This is a genomic window from Paenibacillus sp. Soil724D2 (assembly GCF_001427935.1).
Lineage (GTDB): Bacteria > Bacillota > Bacilli > Paenibacillales > NBRC-103111 > Paenibacillus_E.
Window position 1 is genome coordinate 156,830 of the sequence record NZ_LMRY01000034.1, and the last position, 26,479, is coordinate 183,308.

General features: G+C 45.5%; 24 protein-coding genes. 6 read left to right on the top strand and 18 right to left on the bottom strand.

Annotated elements, in window-relative coordinates:
* Positions 1-58: 58 nt before the first annotated feature.
* Together pheT and pheS are read right to left on the bottom strand one after the other, a co-directional pair.
* Positions 59-2,512 (bottom strand): phenylalanine--tRNA ligase subunit beta, encoded by a 2,454-nt coding sequence (gene pheT / locus ASG85_RS24910; RefSeq protein WP_060648041.1) that lies wholly within the window; start codon positions 2,510-2,512, stop codon positions 59-61.
* 25 nt (positions 2,513-2,537) lie between these two features.
* Complete coding sequence (pheS, locus tag ASG85_RS24915; protein WP_057304785.1) at positions 2,538-3,572, bottom strand: phenylalanine--tRNA ligase subunit alpha; 1,035 nt, start codon at positions 3,570-3,572, stop codon at positions 2,538-2,540.
* Positions 3,573-4,094: 522 nt separating this feature from the next.
* On the opposite strand from pheS, the gene ASG85_RS24920 reads away from it, so the two are divergent.
* The 4 genes from ASG85_RS24920 to glsA all read left to right on the top strand — a co-directional run bounded on the left by ASG85_RS24920 (position 4,095) and on the right by glsA (position 8,213).
* Positions 4,095-4,523 carry a MarR family winged helix-turn-helix transcriptional regulator gene (locus ASG85_RS24920; protein ID WP_060648042.1) on the top strand — a complete coding sequence of 143 codons (429 nt, stop codon included), beginning with the start codon at positions 4,095-4,097 and terminating at the stop codon, positions 4,521-4,523.
* 63 nt (positions 4,524-4,586) lie between these two features.
* Complete coding sequence (locus ASG85_RS24925; protein WP_082588220.1) at positions 4,587-6,203, top strand: MDR family MFS transporter; 1,617 nt, start codon at positions 4,587-4,589, stop codon at positions 6,201-6,203.
* A gap of 109 nt (positions 6,204-6,312) precedes the next feature.
* The gene (locus tag ASG85_RS24930) at positions 6,313-7,233 is read left to right on the top strand and encodes an aldo/keto reductase (RefSeq protein ID WP_060648043.1); all 921 of its coding nucleotides are present in this window, start codon (positions 6,313-6,315) and stop codon (positions 7,231-7,233) included.
* A gap of 26 nt (positions 7,234-7,259) precedes the next feature.
* A complete protein-coding gene (glsA, locus tag ASG85_RS24935; protein ID WP_057304782.1) occupies positions 7,260-8,213 on the top strand; it encodes a glutaminase A in 954 nt (317 codons plus the stop codon).
* A gap of 520 nt (positions 8,214-8,733) precedes the next feature.
* Here glsA and ASG85_RS38870 read toward each other — a convergent pair.
* The 10 genes from ASG85_RS38870 to ASG85_RS24980 all read right to left on the bottom strand — a co-directional run bounded on the left by ASG85_RS38870 (position 8,734) and on the right by ASG85_RS24980 (position 20,377).
* The gene (locus ASG85_RS38870; RefSeq protein ID WP_063860366.1) at positions 8,734-9,765 is read right to left on the bottom strand and encodes an RICIN domain-containing protein; all 1,032 of its coding nucleotides are present in this window, start codon (positions 9,763-9,765) and stop codon (positions 8,734-8,736) included.
* Positions 9,720-10,406, bottom strand: a complete 687-nt coding sequence (locus tag ASG85_RS38875) for a glycoside hydrolase family 27 protein (protein ID WP_063860367.1) — start codon at positions 10,404-10,406, stop codon at positions 9,720-9,722. The genes ASG85_RS38870 and ASG85_RS38875 overlap by 46 nt, the downstream gene beginning before the upstream one ends.
* 31 nt (positions 10,407-10,437) lie before the next feature.
* On the bottom strand, positions 10,438-12,000 hold the full coding sequence (locus ASG85_RS24945) for a glycoside hydrolase family 76 protein (protein WP_156396779.1): 1,563 nt from the start codon (positions 11,998-12,000) through the stop codon (positions 10,438-10,440).
* A gap of 96 nt (positions 12,001-12,096) precedes the next feature.
* Positions 12,097-13,128 (bottom strand): glycoside hydrolase family 76 protein, encoded by a 1,032-nt coding sequence (locus ASG85_RS24950; protein WP_060648045.1) that lies wholly within the window; start codon positions 13,126-13,128, stop codon positions 12,097-12,099.
* Positions 13,129-13,196: 68 nt separating this feature from the next.
* Positions 13,197-14,375, bottom strand: a complete 1,179-nt coding sequence (locus ASG85_RS24955; RefSeq protein WP_235550215.1) for a glycoside hydrolase family 76 protein — start codon at positions 14,373-14,375, stop codon at positions 13,197-13,199.
* A 30-nt stretch (positions 14,376-14,405) separates the two neighbouring features.
* Complete coding sequence (locus ASG85_RS24960) at positions 14,406-15,275, bottom strand: carbohydrate ABC transporter permease (protein ID WP_060648046.1); 870 nt, start codon at positions 15,273-15,275, stop codon at positions 14,406-14,408.
* A gap of 12 nt (positions 15,276-15,287) precedes the next feature.
* On the bottom strand, positions 15,288-16,133 hold the full coding sequence (locus tag ASG85_RS24965; RefSeq protein WP_082562328.1) for a carbohydrate ABC transporter permease: 846 nt from the start codon (positions 16,131-16,133) through the stop codon (positions 15,288-15,290).
* A gap of 92 nt (positions 16,134-16,225) precedes the next feature.
* Positions 16,226-17,554, bottom strand: coding sequence for an ABC transporter substrate-binding protein (locus tag ASG85_RS24970; protein ID WP_060648047.1), 1,329 nt, complete (start codon positions 17,552-17,554; stop codon positions 16,226-16,228).
* 168 nt (positions 17,555-17,722) lie between these two features.
* Positions 17,723-19,057 carry a glycoside hydrolase family 125 protein gene (locus ASG85_RS24975; RefSeq protein WP_060648048.1) on the bottom strand — a complete coding sequence of 445 codons (1,335 nt, stop codon included), beginning with the start codon at positions 19,055-19,057 and terminating at the stop codon, positions 17,723-17,725.
* A gap of 189 nt (positions 19,058-19,246) precedes the next feature.
* Positions 19,247-20,377 (bottom strand): GntR family transcriptional regulator, encoded by a 1,131-nt coding sequence (locus ASG85_RS24980; protein ID WP_060648049.1) that lies wholly within the window; start codon positions 20,375-20,377, stop codon positions 19,247-19,249.
* 279 nt (positions 20,378-20,656) lie between these two features.
* Here ASG85_RS24980 and ASG85_RS24985 point away from each other — a divergent pair, with 279 nt between their 5' ends.
* Complete coding sequence (locus ASG85_RS24985) at positions 20,657-21,400, top strand: SDR family oxidoreductase (protein ID WP_057304772.1); 744 nt, start codon at positions 20,657-20,659, stop codon at positions 21,398-21,400.
* Between the two features lie 53 nt (positions 21,401-21,453).
* On the opposite strand, the gene ASG85_RS24990 is transcribed toward ASG85_RS24985, so the two are convergent.
* The 4 genes from ASG85_RS24990 to nikR are packed head-to-tail and all read right to left on the bottom strand — an operon-like array spanning position 21,454 to position 24,253.
* Positions 21,454-21,639: a hypothetical protein gene (locus ASG85_RS24990; RefSeq protein WP_060648050.1), complete on the bottom strand. Its 186-nt coding sequence runs from the start codon at positions 21,637-21,639 to the stop codon at positions 21,454-21,456.
* A gap of 38 nt (positions 21,640-21,677) precedes the next feature.
* The gene (locus ASG85_RS24995; RefSeq protein ID WP_060648051.1) at positions 21,678-23,330 is read right to left on the bottom strand and encodes a copper resistance CopC/CopD family protein; all 1,653 of its coding nucleotides are present in this window, start codon (positions 23,328-23,330) and stop codon (positions 21,678-21,680) included.
* Between the two features lie 11 nt (positions 23,331-23,341).
* Positions 23,342-23,746 carry a DUF2203 domain-containing protein gene (locus ASG85_RS25000; protein ID WP_057304769.1) on the bottom strand — a complete coding sequence of 135 codons (405 nt, stop codon included), beginning with the start codon at positions 23,744-23,746 and terminating at the stop codon, positions 23,342-23,344.
* A gap of 51 nt (positions 23,747-23,797) precedes the next feature.
* Positions 23,798-24,253, bottom strand: a complete 456-nt coding sequence (gene nikR / locus ASG85_RS25005; RefSeq protein ID WP_057304768.1) for a nickel-responsive transcriptional regulator NikR — start codon at positions 24,251-24,253, stop codon at positions 23,798-23,800.
* Between the two features lie 160 nt (positions 24,254-24,413).
* On the opposite strand from nikR, the gene ASG85_RS25010 reads away from it, so the two are divergent.
* Positions 24,414-25,295 (top strand): PhzF family phenazine biosynthesis protein, encoded by an 882-nt coding sequence (locus tag ASG85_RS25010; protein ID WP_156390126.1) that lies wholly within the window; start codon positions 24,414-24,416, stop codon positions 25,293-25,295.
* 99 nt (positions 25,296-25,394) lie between these two features.
* Here the strand turns inward: ASG85_RS25010 and ASG85_RS25015 are convergent, their stop codons facing one another.
* Together ASG85_RS25015 and ASG85_RS25020 are read right to left on the bottom strand one after the other, a co-directional pair.
* The gene (locus ASG85_RS25015; protein WP_063860368.1) at positions 25,395-25,733 is read right to left on the bottom strand and encodes a DoxX family protein; all 339 of its coding nucleotides are present in this window, start codon (positions 25,731-25,733) and stop codon (positions 25,395-25,397) included.
* A 174-nt stretch (positions 25,734-25,907) separates the two neighbouring features.
* The gene (locus ASG85_RS25020) at positions 25,908-26,366 is read right to left on the bottom strand and encodes a MarR family winged helix-turn-helix transcriptional regulator (protein WP_060648052.1); all 459 of its coding nucleotides are present in this window, start codon (positions 26,364-26,366) and stop codon (positions 25,908-25,910) included.
* Between the last annotated feature and the right edge of the window lie 113 nt (positions 26,367-26,479).

Below are 26,479 nucleotides of genomic sequence, written 5' to 3' on the forward strand. Positions count from 1 at the left end.
ATCGAGTGTAATTTCGATAAGACCAGCCTGTTTTCCTGCAACTTAAATGAAAGTTACACTATTTTCTTAACTCTGCCTCATATTGTTGTTCCAGGGTTTGAACTACTTTGGCATGGAGCTCTGTTACTTCTTCATCCAGCAGTGTTCTCTCCGCGTGACGGTATACTAAAGCAATCGCTACGCTCTTGCGGTTTGCGCCTAAACGTTCTCCTGTATAGATATCGAATACTTGAATCGATTCTAACAAGTCTCCGGCAACTTCGGTGATGGTTTGTTCCATTAGACCTACTGGTACACTAGCATTCACTACTACAGCAAGATCGCGCCCAATGGACGGATAACGCGGCAGCAATTTATATACAATTGCATCTCCAGCAGCTTCTAAGATTGGAGAAAGTTCAACCTCAAGGACGTAAGTGTCATCAAGATCACGTTGCTGTTGGACTGTAGGATGCAGTTGGCCGATTCGACCTATTACCTGCTCACCTTCAGCTGTGTTTAATAGGAGCTCAGCTGTTCGGCCCGGATGGAATCCATCTGGTGAAGCAGATTTATAGGTGAGTCCTGTAACTCCTAGGTAGCTTACAAGGCGGTCAAAAACACCTTTGATATCATAAAAGTCGACTGCTTCGGACTTTTGCGCCCAATGTGCTTGACGGCGTTTGCCTGTCAATACAATGGAGAGTAGAAGCTTCTCTTGCGGCAAAGTTGTAAGTGAAGACTCATCTGTTATGAATACTTTGCCGATTTCGAAAATAGCTACGTCATCCATTGTACGGTTACGATTGTAGCTAACAACGTCTAGCAGATGCGGCAGCAAGCTAGTACGCAGTTGGCTGCGATCCTCACTCATTGGCATCGCGAGCGAGATCGGCTTCGCCGCTGGGTATAGACCCGGCAGAGAAACGGTTTGATCCGGCTGTGTGAAGGAATAAGTGATGACTTCATGCAGTCCGCTTTGAGTCAGGAGATTCCGAGTGATACGACGGATCGACTGCTCTTTGGTCAAGGAGCCGGGCGTTGTCACGCCGGTCATTAAAGTTGTAGGGATGTTGTCGTAGCCGAAAAGGCGAGCTACTTCTTCGATCAAATCGACATCCCGTGTGATGTCTCCGCGGCGGCTCGGCACATGCACGAGCAGCTTGCCTTCGCCTGCCTGCTCGAAAGTGAAGTGCAGGCGCTCTATGATTTGACCCATCTCGGCCAAGGAAAGTTCAGTGCCGAGATAATTATTCACACGGTTAGCAGCAAGCTCGATGCTGACCGGCTTGTGTGAGCCTGCTACGGCTTGGACGATGCCGTCAGCGACTTGACCAGCTGCGTACTGAGCCATTAACGCAGCAGCACGGTTTAATGCCGGAATCACCGCTTCCGGGTTCACTTCTTTCTCGAAGCGAAGACTCGCTTCCGAGCGGAGCCCTAGCTGGCGCGACGTTCGGCGCACAGAGCTGCCTGCGAACCTGGCGGATTCAAGAAGAATCCGTGTTGTGCCTTCTGTCACTTCGGAGTTAGCGCCGCCCATAACACCAGCAATCCCTACCGGCTTCGTGCCGTCCGTAATGAGCAGCATGTGCGGCTCTAGCGTACGCTCCACATCGTCGAGCGTGACGAGCTTCTCGCCTGCCTCAGCGAGGCGAACATCGATGTGGCCATTGTTCAACTGCTCAGCATCGAAAGCGTGAAGCGGTTGGCCGTATTCAAGCATCACGAAATTCGTGATGTCTACGATATTGTTGATCGGGCGGATACCAGCCGCCATTAAACGGTTCTGCATCCACAGCGGTGAAGTGCCTACGCGTACGCCTTCGATAAGGCGAGCCGCGTAGTGCGTACACTGCTCCGTTGCTGTGATCTTCACACTGATGCGGTCAGCAGCTTTCATTGCGGCAGTTCCAGCCGCCCCGTGCGCTGCTTCCGCATCAGGCAGTTTGACGCCGCGCCCCAGGATCGCTGCGATCTCATACGCTGCTCCGAGCATGCTCAAGCAATCGGAGCGGTTTGGTGTCAGGTCAAGCTCTAATACCTTGTCGCTGATAGCAAGGACATCAAGAATCGAGCTGCCAACCTCGGTATCTTCAGGCAGAACCAGGATACCTTCTTGAATTTCCTTTGGCAGCAGCTTGTCGTTCAGACCAAGTTCTTTGGCTGAACAAATCATGCCTTGTGACTCTACGCCGCGCAGCTTAGCACGTTTGATTTGCAGTCCGCCTGGCAGCACGGCTCCAATCATGGCTACAGGAACCTTTTGTCCTGCATCTATATTTTTCGCCCCGCAAACAATTTGCAAGTCTTCGCCTTGTCCGGCATCAATGATACATACACTTAATTTATCTGCGTCTGGGTGTTTTTCGCGTGATTTTACAAATCCAACGACTACGTTCGTTACACCCTTATTGCGATCTTCCACGATATCCACTTCGATGCCGCTTCGGGTCAATTTTTCTGCTAATTCCTCGGCTGTGAAGCCTGATACATCTACATATTCCGATAACCATTGATAAGAAACCTTCATGCTTAACCCCTCCTTTTCCTGATGCTTACAAGTGTAAGAATTGCTTTAAGAACCGTAAATCGTTCGTGTAAAAATGACGAATATCTTCAATACCATATTTCAGCATCGCAATGCGCTCAACGCCCATTCCAAATGCAAATCCTGTGTATTCCTTCGGGTCATATCCACCCATCTCTAGAACGCGCGGATGTACCATGCCCGCTCCGAGGATTTCTAACCAGCCCGTTTGTTTACAAGTACGGCAGCCAACGCCGCCACACATTGCACAGCTCACATCAACTTCAACGCTAGGCTCTGTGAATGGGAAGAAGCTTGGACGCAAGCGAATTCTCGTCTCTTTGCCGTACATTTCTTGAACGAATTGAAGCAACGTGCCTTTCAGATCACTCATCCGTACGTTACGGTCGATGACCAGACCCTCGATTTGGGTAAACATATGGGAATGTGTTGCATCATCGTCATCGCGGCGATATACTTTGCCCGGACAAATGATTTTGATCGGAACTTCCCCTTTGCGTTTCTCCATTGTTCTAACTTGAACTGGAGAGGTTTGTGTACGCATTAGAATCTCATCCGTGATATAGAATGAGTCCTGCATATCGCGAGCTGGATGATCCTTCGGCAGATTAAGCGCCTCAAAATTGTAGTAGTCCTGCTCTACCTCCGGACCTTCAGCTACGGTGTACCCCATTCCAATGAAAATATCTTCAATTTCTTGAATAACTTTGCTTAAAGGATGCACAGCGCCTTGCTGCGACGGGCGACCTGGCAGTGTTACATCAATCATTTCCGCACGCAAACGGTTCTCGGTTTCTTGCTGTTGATACGCTGCTTGCTTCTCTTCAATAACAGTTTCAATCGCTGCACGAACGTCGTTCGCTACTTGGCCGATAACCGGTCTCTCTTCTGCACTTAATGCGCCCATACCGCGTAATACCTCGGTTAATGGTCCTTTTTTACCCAAATACTTAATACGTAAATCGTTCAGCTCCTGCTGACTTTGTACGCCGCTTAGCTCCAGCAGCGCTTCCTGCTTTAAAGCTTCTAACCGCTCTTTCATCGAAATCCCTCCTGAATTAGGCCCCTGAATCACCCTAAATGAAAACACAAAAAAGACTTTCCGCTCCCTCACAAGGGACGAAAAGTCGTGGTACCACCCTAATTAGATTCGTTCACTGGCAAAAAAGCCAAATAAACAATTCTCACTTCATTTCAGATAACGGACGATGTGTCCGGTTCCCTCTAATGAGAAGCTGATAATAAGCTTCTGTTCAAAGGACTGCTCGGGAGCGAACTTCAGCAGCCTGATTCTCGGGGATAGCTCTCAATCATCGGCTTTCCCTCCCTGTCAAGAAGCACTGCGTACTCTTCTCCGTCAAAGCATTTCACATATATGTACCAGTTATTATATGCAAGATATGCCTGATATGCAAGTGAACTAGCCTCTTGTGCTGAATTTCCCTATTGACTTCGAATCATCATCGGCGTATATTTTATTTAAACAGTTTAAACATTAATTCATATAAACATCTTATTGTTTAATGATTTGATACTTTAATTAAGTGGTAAGGAGGATTTTGATATGGAAGATGAATTGATAGCTTATACGAATCGTTTCCGGACAACATTTGAAACCGCACATCGAAAAATTAGCCACACCGTACTTACCCAGTTAGATTCGGAGTTAACAGGTCCACAATTATTCATGTTATTCATGATATCGAAAGAAGGCACGCCGAAACAAACCCATCTCTCTGAGAAACTGGGTGTTAAGCCAAGTGCTATTACCGTTATGATTGATCGGCTTGTCCAGAGTGGGCATGTTATTCGTAAACACCATGAGACAGATCGACGGATTGTGCTGGTTGAAATAACCGAATCCGGAAAGGCCATACTCAAACAAGCGGAAGATGTCCAGAAAGAAGTGATTGCTCGTGGACTCTCACAGCTTCCCCCGGAAGAAATGCGCATTCTAGTGAGTGCCTTTGAAAAGCTTACTAATTTTTATTAATTTCATCTTATTCAAGGAGTGGTAATAGTGGAAAACATACAAAAAACAGCTTCAGAGAAATCCATAGAAGCAGAAGGACCAGAACTCAAAAATCGAGGTCTCCTGCTTACCGGCCTTATCATTGCTATGCTATTTGGCGCATTGGACGGCACAATTGTCGGCACTGCAATGCCGCGTATCGTTGGTGAATTCGGCGGTCTTGGCTTAATGGCTTGGTTGACTACTGCTTACATGTTGACATCAACGGTTGTCGTTCCTATTGCGGGTAAACTTGCCGATTTAATTGGTCGTCGTGTCATCTATGTAACAGGTTTAGTCATCTTTATCGCGGCTTCCGCCTTATGCGGGATGTCTCAGAACATGACCGAACTGATTCTGTTCCGTGGTTTGCAAGGTCTTGGCGGCGGTATTATGATGCCCATGGCGATGATTATTATCGGGGACTTATTTACCGGTAAACAACGTGCCAAATGGCAGGGTGTATTCGGGGCGATCTTTGGTTTATCATCGGTAATTGGCCCCCAAATCGGTGGTTGGATCGTTGACGCATTAGACTGGCGCTGGGTATTTTACATCAACCTTCCTGTCGGTATTCTGGCTGTTGTCTTAATTGCAATTGCATTACCGAAGCATAAAGCAATCGGCAAAGTAAAATTCGATATTCCGGGTATTATCACCATGATTGTCGGGGTCGTCAGCTTACTGCTTGCATTAACTTTTGGCGGTAAAGATTTTGCTTGGTTCTCTTGGCAAATCATTGGGCTTTTTGCATTAGCTATTATCTCGTTGGTTTCCTTCGTTATTATTGAAAGTAAAGCAGAAGAGCCGATCCTTCCTGTTCGGTTATTTAAAAATAGAACATTTACAACAATTAACGGTGTAGGGTTCCTTATGGCTGTCGGAATGTTCGGAGCTATTATGTTCGTTCCTCTCTTCATGCAGGGCATCGTCGGTATCAGTGCTTCAGCATCAGGTACAGTGATGACGCCGCTCATGATTACGATGATTGCTGCCAGCGTTGTTTCCGGTCAATTCATTCAGAAAATCGGCGTTCGTAAGCAAATGCTTGGTGGTATGATTATTATGGCTATCGGCTTCTATTTCCTTGGCACCATGGGCATCAGCACGACGAAGTTGATCGCTTCAAGTTATATGTTGATTCTTGGTTTAGGTATGGGGCTAGTTATGCCAATCCTTACACTTGCTTTGCAAGAGAGTTTTCCAAAGTCCGAGCTTGGTGTCGTAACGTCTTCTAGTCAATTCTTCCGTCAAATTGGCGGTACGTTCGGTATGACGATTCTCGGAGCCATTATGAACCACAAGTCAACTGTGCTTTTAGAACAAGATTTAACTCCTGTTGTTAATCAGCTTCCCGCGGAAGCAGGTGGGTTGGCTACACAAATGACGGATATGATTCATACCAATCCACAGGCTTTATATTCTTCCCTACTAAGTCCTGAAGCTTTGGCTAAAATGCCAAAAGAATTCGTGGAGCACATGCTGCCAATTCTAAAAAATGCCTTGGTTACATCGCTTCACCAAGTGTTTATTGTAGGCTTAGTATTCGTTTTACTTGGGGCTATTCTGACACTGTTTATCGGAAATATTAAAGTTTCTGACCGTAAATCCAAGAAATCTAATGACAAAAAGGGAAATGATCTTTCAGCAGAACTCGCTTAATACAAAAGGCTCTTTTCTCTTCAAGAGAGGAAAGAGCTTTTTCTTTTTGACACGGAGCAAGCTATAGCGTTTAATAAACTTGGATACCTTAAAAAGGAGAGTGCTCGCCATGAAATATCGCAGACTTGGTAAAACGGATTTGAAAGTTTCCATCGTAGGTGTAGGGACTTGGCAGTTCGGCGGAGAGTGGGGACTTACCTACACGCAAGCTGAAGCGGATGCTATTCTCGATCAAGCAGCTGAACTTGGTATAAATCTGATCGATACAGCAGAATGCTATGGTGACCATCTATCCGAATCTCTTATCGGTAATTACTTATCCCGCCGCAATCGCGAGAACTGGATCGTGGCTACGAAATTTGGCCACCATTTCCACGATCTGTTCACCCGAACAGATGATTTCAGTTCCGAAGGCGTTGTCAAACAACTGGATGATTCTCTGAAAGCTTTGCAAACGGACTATATTGACTTATATCAATTCCATTCCGGACCTGATGACTTATTTGATAATGATGTGCTTTGGACAACTTTGGACAAACAAGTTCAAGCCGGGAAAATCCGCCATTTGGGAACATCCATTGGTAGTAATGCTAATATTCATCAAACAGAAGCCTCCAGCAAGGTCAATTCCAAAGCCATTCAAGTCGTGTACAATCGCTTGGATCGAGCACCAGAAGAGCTTGTTTTCCCTTCCTGTGTGAATCAAGATCTTGGTGTTCTGGCACGTGTCCCTTTGGCTAGCGGCTATTTGAGCGGTAAGTATAAGCCTGGTGCGGTGTTCAGCAACACAGACGTTCGCCATCGTCATGATGCCGAGAGTGTGAAACAGAAGCTTGAGGATGTGCAGCGCATCCAAAAAGAAGAAGTTCCTGAAGGAATGGATATGGCCAAATGGGCATTAGCTTGGTGTTTGAAGCATGATGCCGTTACAACGGTCATTCCAGGCTGCAAAAACCCAGAACAGGTTATTGCGAATGCAAGCGCAACGGAACTTATCAGCGATAACCACCCACAGGCTTGGAAAGCTTAAGAGAATGAGGAAGGAATGACTTCTGAATGAGTCATCTACAACACGAAGAAACCTGGAAGCAACTCAAAGAACACTTGCCTCAATGGGTTACGGAGAGCAAGGTACATACATCAGACGGACATGTTGCTTCCTACATTCCTGAACTTGCTAACGCTCCAGCCGATGTTCTAGGTATCTGCATTATGGATGCTGAAGGAAATATCTCTGTTGCCGGCGAATCTGATTTCCGATTTACTTTACAAAGTATTTCGAAAGTATTTACGCTCATTTTGGCGTTGATGGATAACGGTGAAGAGATTGTCTTCTCCAAGGTGGGGATGGAACCTACCGGTGACGATTTCAACTCCATGCTGAAGCTCGAACTCGTTGAGCCAGGTATTCCTTTCAACCCGCTTATCAATGCTGGTGCCATTGCGATCTCATCCTTGATTGCAGGCAGTGATACTAAGGAGCAAGTTGAACGAATTCTCCACTTTTTCCGCGACATTGCTCATAATCCTTCACTTGAAATTAATCAAAATGTACTCCGATCTGAGTCGGATACCGCACATCGTAATCGTTCGTTAGCTTACTTCTTGAAAGACAACGGTGTGCTGGATCGTGAGGTTGATGACGTCCTATACGTCTATTTCAGCCATTGCTCCGTTGAGGTGAATTGTACCGATTTGGCTAGAATGGCCCTCGTTTTAGCGCATAATGGCGTAGATCCGATTCGTAATCAACGCCTTATACCGCGGCGATTCGTACAGATCGCTAAGACGTTCATGTTTACCTGTGGGATGTACAACGCCTCTGGTGAATTCGCTATGAACGTTGGACTGCCTGCCAAAAGCGGCGTGTCTGGCAGCATTATGACCATGGTACCTGGACAATACGGGATCGGTTTGGTCGGCCCGGCGTTGAACCGCAAAGGCAACAGCACAGCTGGCGTTCACCTTTTGGGTACGCTGTCGCAGGAATTTGATTGGAGCTTATTTTAGATTTCGTTAAACCAAGTTGTAACTCCTAAGCAATCACTTGTTATCCGTAAAATTGTTGTACGTTGTACAACTTTACGTGGGCTAATTTACATTTCCCTCGTGAATGTTGTAAAAAATACAAGAATTCCAGCCAAAAGTAGCTATAGCTATATTGTCTATAAAAAGGCTAAATTGTTGTACAGAATACAACATCCTTAGTATATCAAGAAGAAATCAAGAAAATTGTTGTACGAAGTACAACTTGCTCATCTAGTCCATGCATGTTAATACGGGGTAACCCCCGGTTCAGCTTCGACTATAGCTATGGCTATAACTATGGCTATAACTATGGCTATAACTTTAGCTTTTGCTTTTGGCTTACACAGCTTAAAAAGAACCTTCCCATTAGTCGGGAAGGTTCTTTTGCCTTTTTGGGTATTTTCGTAGTACTTCTTGTACTTTCGGTACTTCTGGTACTTCTGGTAGTTCTGATACTTCCAGTACTACTGGTACTTCGGAGGCATGTCAGAAAAACACTTGGTTAGTTCAAGGGAATCAACTGGAACGTCATATTATCCGCGGCGGAATACGGCCATTGAATCATTTTTCCGCCAGCGATGAGCGAGTTATCGGCTACATTCAATGACTTGCCGGATAGCCTGTTAATAATTTTGAAATAACCGCCGCCTACACCCTGAATTTCCCACTGATCATTCAAGGTTGAGCCGAAATCCCATTGGATCACGCCTTCACCGTCCATCAAGGAGGCATTTTTCACAGCTATAGCCTTACCGCTCTTCACATTGATAATTTTATTAAAGCCTCCCGTTGTCGATGTAATCACCCATTGATCATTTTGCGCTGTGCCGTAATCCCATTGGAATATTTTCGCTCCATTGTTTAAGGCAGCTGCTTCAACAGCAACAGATAAGCCAGTAGATTTAGGTACGATTCGGTACGTTTTACCCGAAATAAAGAAGCTGCTCGTTGACTCTGTTCCCGTCAATTTCACCATAACGGTCCCATGTGAAGGTACATTTACAGTGTAACTGTTGGTGAATGTTCCCTTCTCGGTCTTGGACCATAAATCCCTTACGCTAGCAGTAGCATTCAGGCCGATACTTGAGAAATTGACCGTCATGTTCGCAGCCGCGCCGGTACGATTAAACAACACAACCGCACGCGTTCCAGTCGTCTGCAGTTTTTTGGAGTACACCTGCAAACCTCCGAGATCGCTTACTAATATGCCTTGGCTGCCCAGCGCATCCTGATTTACAGCAATCACTTCAGAATTCATTAGGGTATCTTTCGTGTATTGACTCATCGTGTTCAAATTATTTCCCGCTATTAACGGCGAAGCCATAATCGTCCACATCGAGAAATGCGAACGGTATTCCGTATCCGTCATGCCTCCGCCGAAGACGGCGCCAGTTCCATAATTACCGACCATGAGCATATCTGCGTCATTCCAGCCTTTGGTAGGCCCCGCAAAATTGGCAAGCGGAGCGTTCTGATCAATGATCCAAGTTACTCGATCCCAGTAGTCGAAGATATCGTCCGTCGTCCTCCACATATTACCTGTAGCTGCACCCCACACCCATGGTTTGTTGATGCCCCAATTTCAAATGCTGAATAGCATTGGCCTTCCTGAGTTAGCGAGCGCATCCCGGATGATCGTATACCTGGTTTGCGGATCCATGCCCCCATTATCGCACCAGTCGATCTTGACGTAATCCCCCCCCAGGAAGCAAACGTATTAGCATCCTGAAACTCATGTGAATACATCCCAGGTTTTCCGGCACAAGTGGTAAATCCGGCATCCGTGTAGAGACCGAATTTTAAGCCTTTGCTGTGCACATAGCTCGCAAGTGATGCCATCCCGCTTGGGAATTTGACCGGATCGGCAATTATGGTACCGTCGCTGGTCCGACCTGTCTGCCAGCAATCATCGATCACAATATACTTGTATCCGGCCGCCTGCATACCGCTGCTTACCAACGTATCAGCTGCTTGTTTAATTTTCACTTCATCTACATTACAAGCATAGAAGTTCCAGCTATTCCAGCCCATTGGCGGAGTTGGCGATAAGCCATTATTTAAAGCAGAGGCTGTTTGCGGAGCAATGCTGCCGGACAGCACAATAGGCAATGCAAGCAGGAAGGCGAGCAGGAATTGCACGATAAACCGAATTTTTTTCCGAGCGAATTTCCCCATAAAAAACCTCCATACTAAAATAAATTTGGCTCTACAAGCCATATAGTTGGTCCATATTCAGCCAGTTATTGTTTCCTTTCGAGGTGTCATAACCAAGTTGAATCGTATTCGATCCTGCCTGAAGGGAAATGGTCAAAGAAACGGTGTTCCAGCTGCTCCAGCCGGAAGTTCCAGAAAAATTCAAATTGGCTGCCACGTCTACACCATTTACTTTGACGTATCGGCTCGCATTGCCGGCACCTGCTGCATATCGGAACGTAATCGTCTTCGTTCCCGCACTATTTTGATTCACATAGAAATTAAGCGATGTTCCATTGGTATTCCAGCCTGCGACATAGCCCCGGCCATTAAAGCCGGTCTGTGTGCTTTCGTTGATCATGCCAACACCGCCAACCAAGGTACGCTGTGCATTTTCTGCTTCATAAAGACCGTTCCCTGCTATATTACCCGTATAATTGTCCGAAGGAACGAACTGAAGAATAGATGCACCCGCAGCAGCAGTTAGGCTTTGGATATAGGCAGATCCGGTAGGAGCCGTCCAATCACTTCCGATGATACCGTCTGAAGTTCTTCGATGATTCCATGCTTGCGTAGCATTTTGCTGTAAAAAGGTAAGGTATTGCGATTGGCCTGCTTGTACGCGAAGCTGATTCAGATTGCGGGAAAAGATCATTTTAAACCCAGGAGCGTCGTTCTCCCCTTCGTATAGCAAGGTAGTAGCCGAAGTCATTTTGTCGATAACATATCCAGCTGCATGATTAGCATCCGTTAAATAGCTGCTTGTGCCAGTAGCCCCATATAAAGCGGTCGCCGCCCCAAGAAAAGTTCCGTAGTTGTATGTGAAATCCCAATCCTTGACGATGCCCGCTCCAGTGCCTTCCATGTGATCATTTACTTTGCTGCCACTAACCAGCTTCGTTTTGACCCAAGTGTACATTTGCTGGGCTTTCGTTAGATAAGTGTTGTTATTATAGGCATTTTTTAGTTTAATAGCCGTCATCACCATGGGAGCATTGGTAGCCATATTTTTCTGAGCATTACTACTGATTGCTGGGTTGGTCGCATCCTTTCTCCACCAGATACCTCCACCGTAATAGGTTGTATCCCAATAAGCATAGACTTGATCGAAAAGAAAGGATCCTCGGTTCAAATATTCTTGCGTACCGGTAATTTCGTATGCACGCAGACAAGCAAGCGCCCACCAACCAAGGTCATCATTGAATTGGTTATCAATCATATTCGTATATTTTGCATTGAAACCGGTGTAAATATCATCGATCATAGTGCGGTAAGTGCTGTTTCCCGTCCGCTGATAAGCATCCATGACAGTCTCCCACATTTGAGCCTCCCACCAGAAATCGGTGTACAGTCCTCCGTCGGGTCCATAAGCATGAGCAGCATGTATGAGATGGTCGCTGTTCGTGTAGAAGTATTTGGCGTTAGCATCGTAGAACACGTTCACTAATGAATTCATTGCTGCATCAGCATTCGATGCTGTGAAAGCAGATGCACGATTCGCACCTCCCCAAACGGATAGGAAAAGGGCCATTACCAAACTCACACTTAACCATTTGAAAGCTGATCTTCTTTGCATGATCACATAAAACAACTCCTTTTCTCCTTGAAATTTGTCATGATGAATGCGCTTTCAATTCTGTAAATTTCACCTCCCTTCTGCACCAATTTGTCTCTACTTCGTTTGAAGTGATGCATACGCCTCCAGTAACATAACGCCGCTTAGCATAACACTTAACTGAATTGAGCCTTCAGGGGGCATTCTCCAGTCTGTGCCAACACGTCCTGTGTCGTCTATCCCATGCTCCATAAGTGTGATTGCATTTTGTTCAATAAGCTCAGCCGGCAGCTCAAACTCGGGGTAAATCTCCACCAGCTTCCGTAGGTACCTGATCAGTATCCCTTTGAATAAACCTGTATCGTCGATTCCTTCATCGGGCAGCATCCCAGTGGCACTGTCGCACAATCGGTTCTTCATCGCAGCTGCCGTGCGGCAGGCATCCTTCAGGTAAACTGAATCCCCTGTGCAAGTGTAAAGTTCGAGGCCGGCCCCCATGAAGACACCCTGACAATAAGTAAACTGCCAGTCCATATCTATCTTCTCGTCGCCCAGTCGATTGATGCCATCCCATACGAATCCGTCAACGGGATCGGTTAATGTCCTTTTGTTCCAATCATAGATTTCTTGTGCCCAAGCCAAATCCGCTTCATCGCCAAATCGTTGAAATAAGCGTGCAGCTAGGATAGCGGCTGGAGCGTTAGCTGGCGTGTTCTTGTAATCCAGCTGATTTTTTCGCCAAGCAATCCCTCCGCCCATATGCTGATTCCATCCTCCTCGGATGTCTTCCCACAAGTCGGCAACGCTTTCCCAGTACATCTGAGCACCTGTCATGTCATAAGCCCTTAGCCAAGCCAGCGCCATCCACTGCATGTCATCATAATATTGATGGCGAAACGTTCCTCTGTTAGAGCGAAGAATGCCGTGGAACAGATGCTCTAATCGGCTCGAATATGCCACATTGCCCGTTCGAGCATAGCCGTCAAGGATAACATCCGCAGCATGTGCTTGCCACCAATAATAGTAATTTTCGCCAGGGCGATTGACCGTTAAACTATCGTCCCATTGATTCATAATCTGTGTACCCGGATTCCAATAAAGCTTGTGCAAAGTCGCTTGCAGTAGATCTGCCATCGCTGCCGCATTCATCTATCCCTCGACTCCTCTATGCCTAAAAATAAAGGGGCAGATTTCCGGCTGCCCCTGTTCTTAATTCATTAGTTCTGTTTCAACAATCCTTGCTTCTCCAGCGCGGCCATACGCTCCAGCAGCATAACGCCGCTCAGATTCACGCTTAAATCCTCAGCAGGCTCAGGTGTAGCCGCCCATGATTTACTGAACATGACACGCTGCTCATCTCTCCCATACTTCCAGAGACTGTCTGCATTCGTTACAAGAAGCTCAAGCGACTCCTTCTGACCAGGGTCCGCAAGTACAAGCTCCGCCAAATAACGGACATAAATCCCTTTGAATAAGCCGCCGTCTCCATTGCTTTCACTTGGCAGCATGCCTGTTGCCGGACTTGTCAGCCTGAGCTTCGATGCTTGAGCAGTCCGAGCCGCATCCGCCAGATAGCTCTTGTCCCCAGTCGCCTGATAAAGCGCAACCCCTGCTCCGATGTAAACACCTTGGCAATAGGAGAATTCCCAGCTCTTATCAATTTTGCCGTCTCCCTCGCGGTTTTTCCCATCCCAGACGAAGCCCGTATCTGGATCAACGAGATTGGCCTTCTGCCAATCGTAAATCTTTTTCGCCCAAGCTAGATCCTCCGGCTTGCCGAACTGCTTATATAATCTAGCAGCTAAAATGACTGCTGGAGCATTAGCCGGCGTATTCTTATAATCAAGCTGCGGCTTACGCCATGCAATGCCTCCGCCTTGCTCTTCGTTCCAGCCCGTCTTAATATCTTCCCAAAGCTCAAGCGCAGCTTCCTTGTATTTCTCTTCCCCAGTAGCGTTATAAGCTCGGAGCCATGCTAGAGCCAACCATTCCATATCATCGTAGAAGTCATTCGGCAATACGCCGCCATTGCGGTCCAAAATCCCCTGATACATGTTGGCGAGGTAGCCCTTATACGCCGTATCGCCGGTTCTCGCATAAGCGTCCACCAGCGTATCTACACCATGAGCTTGCCACCAATAATGGAACTTCTCATTGCATAGATCGTTGCAAGGCGACAAATTATCGAATAAATTCAACTTTCCATTCCAATATTGCTTTAGCAGCCCAGCTTGTGCTAGATCCGCACGCTGCTCCCAGGTTTCTCTATTTGTGCTCACTTGCACATCGGTCATCTTATTGTTATTGTCCATTGTCTCCACTCCCCAGCTAGCAGCCACGATGATGCCTACCCCAACAATCATCAGGACTATGATCATTTTTAATCGAATTGTCAATTCGCTTCACCTATCTATCCGACTTGCGTACTATCCTTTCGTTCCTGTAAAAGCGATTCCTTGCACAAAATACTTCTGCAGCAGCAGGAACAAGATCAGTATCGGCACTACCGCAATTAAAGCACCTGCCATCAACGGGCCGAAGTCGACCTGTTTGTTATAAGTAAAAGCAGCTAAACCTAGCTGAATCGTTTTCTTGGCAGGATCGTTAAGCATAATGAGCGGACCGAGAAAGCTGTTCCAGCCTGCTTGAAAGGTAAATATGCCGAGTGTAGCCAACGCTGGCTTCGCGAGCGGAATATAAATATTCCAAAAGATACGCAGCTCTCCGCTGCCTTCAATTCGAGCCACTTCTTGCAAATCACTAGGTAAAGACACGAAAAATTGCCTCATAAAAAATACCGCAAAGGACCCCGACGCACCTGGCAAAATAATCGCCCAAAATGAATTGAGCAAGCCATTGCCGCCACCGCCCAGCCAATCATTTCCTCCCATGAAAGGAATGTGCTTCAGCACGAAAAATTGCGGGATCATCGTCACAACACCAGGTATCATCATGGCAGCGAGCAGAATTTTGAACATCGTATCTCTTCCGCGGAAATGAAGCTTAGCGAAGGCATAGCCGCTTAAAGAGCCAAAAAGCAAATTGAAGAGCACGCCCATAAACGCAAGGTAAAATGAATTCCAGAAATACAGAGCAAATGGAACGAGCTCAAACGCCTTGCGATAATGCTCCAACGTTACGCTGGAAGGAATCCATTGAATCGGCAGCATGAAGATCTCTTCATCCGGCCGAATGGAAGTAATAAGACTCCATACAAACGGGACGACCATGACGATGCAGACGGCGATGGAAATGATATACAGGATTGTCGTTTGCCAATAATATTGTTGTTTCACTTTCCATCCCTCCTAGATCACGGATTCCTCTTTGTTTAGTCTCATATTAATAAGCGAAAATACTAGAATAATGATAGACAGCGCAAACGCCATGGCATCGGCATAGCCCATCTGAAGCTGGTTGAAGCCCTGTTGATAAATGTGATACACGGTTGTTTTCGTCGAGTTGGCGGGACCACCCTTGGTCAAGACGAACGCCTGGTCAAATAACTGCAGCGCGCCAATGATAGCCATTGTACTTACGAAAAAGGTGGTCGGCCTCAGCACTGGCCAAGTTATATAGCGAAAGGACTGCCAAGCATTAGCTCCGTCCAGCTTTGCGGATTCATACAGATGATCGGGAACCCCGTTAAGTCCCGCTAAATAAATGATCATGTTCGATCCAACGGATTGCCACAAGGTCACTAACACAATGGACAGCATGGCGTAAGGCATTTCAGCTAACCAGGAAGGTCCTGTGATTCCTAACTTGCTCAGGATATCGTTCACGAGTCCGAACTCAGGGTTTAACAGCCATATCCATACCGTGGCCGCAGCAACGCCAGAAGTTAACGTTGGCAAATACCCGGCTGTACGAAACAGCTTTACACCGAAGCGGCTGCGCATAAACAGCAAGGCCATCGATAAAGAGATGGCAATATTCAGCGGAATATAAAGGACGGAGTAAAACAAAACATTCTTCAGCGTCGTCCAAAAGATGTTATCCTCGGCCAAACGCTTATAGTTATCCAATCCAACGAAATCGTTTTTACTCACAATGTCATAATTCGTAAAGCTTAGATAGAACGCCATGATGACAGGAATAATCGTAAAAATAATAAATAGCAAAATCGTTGGCGTAATAAAGAGATAACCCATCCTAGCTTGATGTCGACCCAGCTTGGTTATCGATGCCAAGAGAATTCCCCCTTCCACAAAAAGGGAGGGATGACCCTCCCTCACATTTCTAGTTACTTCCCAGCTGCGTTCTGATCAAGCAGCTTATCACCTTGCTCTTGCCCCTTCTTGAGCGTCGCTGTCGCATCCTGCTTGCCTTGAATGAATAGCTCAATATTCGGCATCAGGCCGTCGCCTTCCATAACCGAGTATCCTGGATGCTGAGGACGAATTTTCGCGAATTCGAGTGTATCCATGAATGGCTTCCAGTTCGGATCGTCCTTGAAGAACGGATCCTGCAGCGCCGGTTTGAAGCCCGGCAGGTTTAAGCTTGTTTTTGCCCATAGCAGCGTGTTGTCTTTATTCGCTAACCACCATTTCTCGAATTCCCATGCCTCGTCTTTATGCTTGGAGCCCGCTGGAATCACGAGACCGAAGCCGCCCATTACGCTTCCTTTGGCGCCGCCAGGTCCAGTTGGAGGAGGAACAACACCGAAATCAAGATCCTTGCCGTATTTCTTATACGTCGAGAGCATCCATGGACCTGTATAGGTCATAGCTACTTTTCCGGTCACGAAAGCATCCGTTCCTTCGCCGAGACCTTTTTCAAACCCAACCTTATATACCTTATCTTTATTGATCAACTTATCCCAGAAATCCAATACTTGCTTGCCTTGATCGTTATTAAAACTCGTTTTCTTCAGATCGCTGGTCATCATAGAACCGCCTGCTTGCTGCAGCCACATATTGAACAGGCCATTATCCTGCATCGACATCCCGGAGCGAACCAGCTTATCGCCTTCCCATACCGTTAACTGCTTAGCTGCGTTTTCCAGCTCATCCCAAGTTTTCGGAGGTTGTAGTCCTTTCTCAGCAAACAATTTCTTATTATAAAACAGTGCGCGCGCATCAACCGTCAAAGGAAGACCATACAATTTACCGCCAGAGGAAAGCTCCTTCAAGGCTTCATCGTAATAATCACCACGGTTAATGTTGTCTTTTTTCAAATAATCATCGATCGGGTGAAGCACGTTCTTGGATGCATACAGCGAAGTCCGCCATCTGTCCCAGAACATAATATCTGGTGAGCCGCCTGAGGTAGCCGCAGTTAGAAACTTCGTGATCATATCTTCCTGCAAAACATATTTAACTTTAATCTTGTCTTGCGATTTATTAAAAGCATCAGCCATCATTACAAACTGCTTTTCACCTTCTCCGCCCCAGTCTCCCCAGAACGTAATTTCTACCGGTGCTCCTTTGGTGGCAGCTGTTGATGCTGCCGGTGCTGTCGTGGCCTCAGGCTTCTTGCTTTCAGCCGGTTGATCCCCGCCAGTTTTTGTGCTGCATGCTGCCAAACTAAACGTGAGCGAGAGAGCAGTTAAAACGGTCATCCATTTTTTCATGTTTCTTCCTCCCTTTTTAAGTAAACGTTACAAGTGCAGTTGCTACAAGGATAAACGACTCCGTCGTCCTTCAGGGACGAGCGCGTTTGTCAAGGTAGATGCGAAGCAAAAGTATAAAACTTATACTTTCTTATCTACTGTTAAAAGGGGTTCCACCCCCTGTATAACCTAAGATGAGTGCGATGCGTTCACGCGATCATTCAGCAGCTTCTTAATCGATAGGCCACATGCGTCTAACACCAACTCGCTGAACATGGAGTTCGCCCAAGAAAACCATGGCCGCGTATATTGCGACGGATCGTCTACGTGGAAGCCCTCATGCATCAGTCCCGTTCCTGCATCGGTGTCGGCTAGTAAATCAAGGATACGCAGCTTTTCTTCCCTGCTTGAAGCAGTAAGACCTTGAACCGCAAGGGAAATATGCCAAATGAAGCGATCCGGCGTATGCGGACTGCCGATTCCCTGAGCCGCTTTCCCCTTATAAAAGTAAGGATTTTCATCACTAAGTATAAAGCTGCGTGTATGCTCATAAACAGGATCGGAATCGGCGACATATCCCAAGTAAGGAATCGAGAGCAAGCTGGGCACGTTGGCATCATCCATCAGATTGAAGTTGCCAAGACCATCCGTTTCATAAGCAAACATCGTACCGAGCTTGGGATGCTCGATCGTTCCGAATGCTTCTATTCCCTGTTTAATCTCAGCAGCCAGCTTAAGCGATTCACGGCTAAGACTGGCATCCTGCCACACCTGCTCTGCAATTTCAGCGATATAACCCAGCACCACAACGGCAAACATGTTGGCTGGAATCAAATATCCGTATGAACAAGCATCGTCGCTAGGGCGGAAACCTGACCATGTCATTCCCGTATAGCCAACTGGACTGCCCTTTCCATCTCTCGTTAAAGTGTCTGTCGGAGGACAATTCAATCGTTGGAAGCGATAAGGAGACTTCGTCTCATGATCTTGTTCAACACGCCAAAGATTAAGAATTGTATGAACAGCGGATTTGTAGGCATCATTGAAATGTGCGGTTCTCCCTGTTGCTCTCCAAAGTAAATAACTGAGCTGAATAGGATAACATAACGAATCAATTTCGTATTTACGCTCCCAGATCCAAGGGCTCATTTGGGTCAAGTCCTGCCCATGACCTGCGCTGGTTGGCTCCATATTAAAGGCATTGGCATACGGATCAAGTTGAATATATTGCATTTGCCGCTTAACCACACCTTCAATCATATCAGCCAAGCTGGAGTCCTCATTCGCCAGAAGCAGATAAGCTCGAACCTGAGCAGATGAGTCACGGAGCCACATGGCCGGTATATCACCGGTGATTACGAAAGTTGATCCGTCCTCTAGGCTTTGAATCGTTGTTTGATACGTGTTGGAGAAGCAATCGCGGAACATGGCAGCTAGCTTCGGCCGTTGTTCCTTCAGTAATTCGTTATTTACTTGCTCAATGAGTTTACTCATTGATGCAGGTAACTTAGCCTCATTCGTCATCAGGTTTGCTCCTCTCTCTTCCGATAAATAAACCGCTTACATTTACGATTATATTGGTATGTATACAGTATGTCAATATATATTTATCATACTATTTACATATCATTTAAATCGTTTGATATACCAATCAAAAAGAGACTACTAGATTAGCAGTCTCAGATTCGATATCCATGATGATTTATTCACCGATCATTTGGAGGGTCCCGTTGACTCCCCGATGATAAGCTTTGCTTCCAGACTTATTTTATTGGCAACCTTCTCGCCTCGCTTCAGTTTTAGCACATTCTCTACAGCGAGCTTGCCGATTTCATCCTCCGCTTGGATCAGATGGGTAAAGCGATAGCCGCTGCCAAGCGTCGTAGGAGGGCTATCAAAACAAATAATTGAAATATCCTTGGGTATCTGAAGTCCCATTTGTTCCACGGCAGCCTTAGCTAATAGAGCAATATTATATTCCATAGCGAACAAGGCGGTAATTTGCGGATTGCTTCCCAGGTGCTCCTTAATCATATCGATATCTTTATCAATATTAGGTGAATGAAATGAATTGGGCAGTGTAGAGGTAATTTCATCTAACCAGAGTGACCGGTCAACCAGAACCCCGCGTTCCGCATGAGCTCGCACGAAGCCCTCAATACGGTCCTCAATAGCTGTTGTATCCATAGGCGGCGGCGTAAGTAAGCAAATCTGTTTATGCCCCAAATCAAGCAAATAATCAGCACCCGTGCGAGCAGCTGTTATATTATCTGTACTAATCGAAGCCGCGGCTACCCCTTTGAGATGACGGTCAACCAGAACTAAAGGAAATTGTTGTATGACCAACTTGAGAAGTTCATCATTATAGAACTCCCCTTGTGCAGGAAACACAATAATGCCATCCACGCCTAATTCAAGAAACGATCGAATAGCTTTTTCTTCATTCTCAGGCACACCAAACGATCTGCGCAGCACCAGGAAGCTATCGTGCTCGGCGGATGCCTGCTCCATACCATAAATCATCTCCGTGCCGAAGGTATTCCCGAAATCCGTTATAACTAAGCCAATCAGCGTATGCTTGGTTCTCTCACTCGTAGATGGACCTTCAGACGGAATACCCCCTCCTTCCATGACAAAAGAGCCTCTGCCTGGCTTACGCACGATGAGACGTTCTTCTGCCAGCATCTCCAGCGCCTTTTTGCTCGTAATCCGGCTCACGTTATATTCATCCGCCAGTTCCTTCTCGGAAGGAACGCGGTCTCCAACGTTATATTTACGTTGTATTATTTCTTCACGCAGCGTTTCGAATATTCGCTCATAAATGGGTCTCGAATCTGTTGACAATGCTACCTACCCCCTGCACCCAACCAAATGTTATATCATACGATACCATTAATATATCATGATATACACGTTTTGGATAGAGTCAGAAGGAAAGCTACTATTTCTTACCTATCTTGATGGAAAACTATCATCCACTACTATTTATGGGTAGTTGAACTAAATTAATGACAAAAATACAATATTGTCACTTGATTTTTGAATTTTAGCTGTTATAATCAAATCAATATCAACCAAGTTTGAATCAGTGAATCTAAGTAAGCCCTATGAGGAGGAATTACAATGGAGAAGAAATTAGAAGGTAAAGTAGCGTTAGTCACAGGAGCATCTAGAGGAATGGGTCGTGAGATCGCAGAGGAGTTGGCTCGAAATGGAGCCAAGGTTGTTGTAAACTATGCAAGCAATCCAGCGAAAGCTGCAGAGGTCGTTCATGGGATTGAACAGAACGGTGGAATAGCTACAGCTATTCACGCTGATATTAGTCGCGTATCGGACATTGAACAGATGTTCCAGAAAACGATTGAAGCCTATGGCAAGGTCGATATTCTTGTTAATAACGCAGGCCTCATGATCACTAAACCTATAGCCAACATCACAGAAGAAGATTTCGACAAGCAGTTTAATGTCAATGTCAAAGGTACCTTCTTTGCTTGCCAACAAGCAGCCAAATACTTGAGTGATAATGGCCGAATCATTAACTTCTCAACCTCTGTTCTCGGTAGTATGTTCCCGACCTACAGCGTTTATGCCGGTACCAAAGGAGCTGTTGAACAGTTCACTCGCCAACTAGCGAAGGAATTTGGCCCGAAAGGCATTACGATTAACGCAGTAGCTCCCGGCCCAGTTAATACAGAACTTTTTACTGCGGGTAAAACGGAAGAGCAAATTGAAGGTATGCGCAAAATGAACGCTTTCGGGCGTATAGGTGAACCAAATGATATATCAGGTGTTGTCTTATTTCTGGCAAGTGCAGAATCCCAATGGATAACGGGTCAAACGGTCCGCGTCAATGGCGGGTTTGTCTAATTATCAACGCAAAAAAGGGGCACAATGTGCCCCTTCTCCTACACAAGCCATCACTATTGAATGGCTTGTTTAATACGTTGTAAAGCCTCGATCAGATCATCAATCTCCGTTTCATTTAAACGAATGGTTACGTAATTAGGCGAGATGCCGCCATCGTTAATCTCCAGCAATGCCATCTCATCCTTGTCATCAAATTTGACCGACAAATTTTCTTTATCGAGCACTTGAATCCATGTCATTATCGCCACCTCTTTCGGCTATCCTGTATTCAAAAGATTTAATACACCATGAATTCTTTGTTGTACACCGTTTCATTATCATCCGCATCCATGACACGCATCTCTAATTCCCAATTGCCTCGGAACGGCAGATATGCGCCTTGCGCTTTGTAGCTGAATTTCGCAAAGCCATAAGACTCTTCTTGTGTATTATCCTCGTACATGGTTACCGGCACAGAAATAGGCGCCATTTCTTTATCGTCTAAATAATGAAGCAGCATGAGCACTTGCTTCGGTTTCCCAGCTTTTTCTGGAAGAAATACTTTTGCAACGAAGGTATTGGTTCCCTGGATTTTAGGCGTAATATCAGCAGATACGTGAACCTTTTCACCCATCTGATGCCACTCTAGCGGCTCGTTGACAGGAATTGGCGCCATATATGTGATGAGCCCTACCAGCAGCACGATAATAACCATAAAGGTAAGATCAACCTTTATCCAGAGAACTGATTGTTTAACCTTCTGTTTGCGCAAATAGATCCGAATAATAAAACCTATGAGTACAACAAGTGCAACAGCACCAATTTTCACAAGCAGCAATATGCCCCACGAAGTGTAAAGCAAGTAACGTAAGTTTGGCAGGAACAATAAGACAGATAAAGATCCGGATAGGGTAAGTACAAGGATGGAGATCAAAGCCATTCTCGAAAATTGTTTCATATAGGTACTGACATCATCACTTTTCTGACGCCATTTCGCATAGAGCAGTACTAAGCCCCCAACCCAACAGGCCGCGGCGACCAGGTGAATAAAATCTAGCCCGATTGTTGCCCATAAAGGAGTAAATGAAGCCGCGTGACCGCTAAAGCTTTTCACCCCTAGGAAACACAAAGGCCATAATAAATCCAGCCACTTTACCCTACCTACAAGTACAAATCCAAGGAAGGACAGTATTAGCATAAGCGCCCAGGAAATACCGATCGTAGTTGCACTAAATAGTTTCCATATCTCTTCTACCCCACCGCCACCAAGTAGAGCTTCGATGTGCGTGAAAATGAGCAGCAATAGGGCTACTAATTGTGCGCGCTGCAGATTGAGAGTCCAAGCTGATAGTGCTTTTCGGGTATCGCTCCCGCCTGCTCCCAACAATCTTAACCAGATAACCCAACCAGTTAACGTCAACAACATTAAATACCACAGTCCACGAGACGCATATTGCAGGATATCTTTCGTTGTTAACTGACCAGTTCCATGATTGTGCCCACCATTTACGGAAGGTAGATCGAGAGCTTCTTCTTGCGGTGGATTGCCAATCGTTATCGGGTAACTCCCTGCAACAGGGTGTCCATCAGCCGAAATGACGTGATAGCTGATCAAATAAAAGCCCTCTGTTAATTTCGGCAGATCAAGAATTATTCCTGTCTGCTCTTTGTTCAAATAAGCTTTATTACTTGTAATTTCATCACCGTTATGATCCAATACCTTGATATAAAATAGTCCTGCATCTAACTGTTCATTAAATGTAACAGCTACTTGGGGAGGCGAGCTTTCAAGCTTGGTGCCCGCTTCAGGTTGTGCCTGTATCAATGACGCATGAGCAGAGACTGTCTGAGGGACAACTACTGTGCTCAAAAGAATTAAGGCGAACATGCATACGAGCAATGAAGGTATAAATAATAAGCGTTTGGCCATATAACGTAAAGATCTATGCATCGTCTATTCCTCTATTCCGAAATCGGTTTACGTCCAGCAAATCCATCCTGTTTGCCATGGTAATAACGAATTCTATCCTCTCCCTGTTTCCAACAAAGCAGTACTTCTTGCCCTTCCATCAACGCGGGAAAATCGACAAGACCTGTATCTATATCCTTGAGCTCTACACCCGTAAGCTGAAAATTATGAATAAGCCCGCGCGCTTCGATTTGAAGGAATTCCAGCTCTGCTTCCATAACGAAAAATGGATCCTTCTCAGCGCCGGGTCTCTCAGCATGCTCATTTTTCTTTATTCGGAGCTCTGCATATTTTTCCTCAAAATTGTGCTTCAATGCTTGCATTTTCTTCAATTCCTGATCAACAAACGGCAGCATTTCATTTGCCTCTTCTAAACTGAACCATTTTTTTACTGACATATCGCACCTCCGTGCCCTAATTTTAACAAAAAAACATGACAACTACGAATTCTACAAATGAGAATGAGGATGCTCATGCGAGTGCCCATGCTCGTCCACATGAGTAACAGACAGCTCCGCATAACCTACACCTTTGAGTACTTGTATCCGCTGTTGAAGCTCTCTAAGCTTCTGCACCTTACCGCGAACAACTAATATTTCCAAGCATTGCTGATGGTTTAAATGGATATGCATCGTTGAAATAATCGCATGGTGGTAATCATGTTGAAGCTCCATCAAGGTAATCGGCAAATCGCGAATATGATGGTCATACACCATCACGATCGTTCCGGCAACGATTTCGTCGGGCTGCATGCTGCTAGACGTCAATAGCGCTTTGCGCGTAAGATCACGAATTGCTTCAGAGCGATTATCATAGCCCTGCAAGGCAATGAGCCGGTCATATTGCTCTATGAGAGATTGCGGCATGGAGATACCGAAGCGCACCAGATTTTCTTTGTCAGACATCCGCCCCACTCCTTTTCGTGTAACATTTCCTATACCCTTACTCTAGCAGAAAGCTGCTCTGCCGCAAACCTTACCCGGAGCGAATTCGCAAATTAAACACAATATGGTATGGTGTATTCATCTGTCAATTCATTCATAGGAGTGGGATCCTGTCATGTCTATACAACCATTATCTTTTTCGATTGTTGATGTATTTGCCGAGCATAAATATGAAGGCAATCAGCTCGCCGTTTTCCGTCATACCGCCCACCTATCCACTGAGGAAATGCTGGCCATTACTCGCGAGATGAACTTCTCTGAAACAACGTTTATCCTGTCTGAAGAGCTTGTTAATGGCGGATATGATGTGCGTATCTTCACCCCGAAAGAAGAGGTAGAGTTCGCTGGACATCCGACTTTGGGAACAGCCTACATCATTCAAAAAGATATCATAGGACACCCTGTCCAGCAAATTGTGCTTAACTTAAAAATTGGTCAAATACCGGTCACTTTTGATGAGGATAGCCCCAGTATGGCTTGGATGCACCAGAAGCCGCCGGTATTTGGAGAGATTATCGATCTAGATACGATCGCAGCTGTTTTAGGAATTCCAGCCTCGTCCATTGATCCGCGGTATCCCATTCAAGAGGTTTCTACTGGGCTGCCAGCCCTTATTGTCCCTCTAAAAAGCTTGAAAGACGTTCAGCGCTGTAAGGTGAATCGTGATCTATATTTCCAACTCATTGAGCCGCTTTCAGCTAAAATGATTTTAGTCTTTTGTCCAGAGACTTATCAAGCAGGCAACTCTTTAAATGCAAGGGTGTTCGGTGACTACTATGGTGCGCCTGAAGATCCGGCTACAGGTAGTGCCAATGGCGATTTGGCTGGATATTTGATCAAATATCGCTATTTCGGCAATGAGTCTATCGATATCAGCGTTGAGCAAGGCTTTGAAATCATGCGTCCTTCCATTCTGTATCATCGAGCATCTCAGAAGGAAGACCACATCTCTATTCAAATCGGCGGTAAAACGATTTACACAGCAAAAGGCGAGTGGGTATAAGCAAAATAACAATGAGAGGAAGTCTTATATGGTCAAAAAGCCGGGTCCTGTTGAACAGGACCCGGCTTTTTATTAGTTCGAACGTTATAGCAACGCTTCTCATTTTATAAACAAGACAACCAGAGTAAGGATAATTAAAATAATGGGCATGCCTATTTTAGATACAGGATCCTTAATACGTAGGTGCGTTATGACCGCTCCAACCATAATAACGGCCAACAGCCATCCGCCAATAGCAACAAGACTGTTGTTCCAAATTCCTGCAACCAGGAGTGCGGCACCGGCAATCTCGAGTAAGCCAGTGATGACCCTGAACCACTGAGGCATCCCGTAACGTGTAAATTCATCCACCATTTGCTTTGAACCGAGCTTCAAGGCTCCGAACATCAGAAACCCCAGTGCTAAAATGATTTGAATAATAATAGATACCGTATTCATCTAACTCTCCCCTTTTTTCACCTAATTACAGATAAACTATAATAAGATATCCTAACGTTATTGTAATATACACTAACATTAGGATATTTATTTGTCAACCATTTTCAACAAGATATCTAAATAAAAAAAGCTATCCAGCAACGCCTGGATAGCTTGAATTTGATTCGTATTGTCTTATCTATCCTTACTGAGTTCTTCTGCTCCAAACCCCAGTTTCTTTAATAGATCGATCATCTGAAGTTTTTCCTCATTGCTTATAAAGGATAAATTCTCAGAAATAACGCCTGCATGCTTCGGGAAAATCTCGTTAAATAAGGTATCACCCTTCTCAGTAAGGGCGACAATGGAGGTTCTTCTATCCGTAGGACTCGATTGCCGTTTTACATAATCTTTCTGTTCAAGCTTATCTACCACATAGGTAATACTCCCGCTTGGAATACTAAATATTTCACTAATCCTTTGAATAGGGTGAGGTCCTTTGTTGTAGAGAAGCTCTAGAATCATAAAATGGTCAGGACTGATTCCATGACTTTCGATATCTCGTTTGGTATTATCAGTAATAGCCTTGGAAGCTTTACTCCAGATTCGGAATAATCTTAAATCAAGCTGGCTTTGTTCGTCTCCCTGGTACATGATCGCTCCTCCTTTGGTGTAAATAATCCCCAATTTTTCTTTAATTCCAATCGTAATAACACTATGCTAACTTTAGGCTAATTTGTTTGTCAAGTTATCGACTTTTTTCAGAA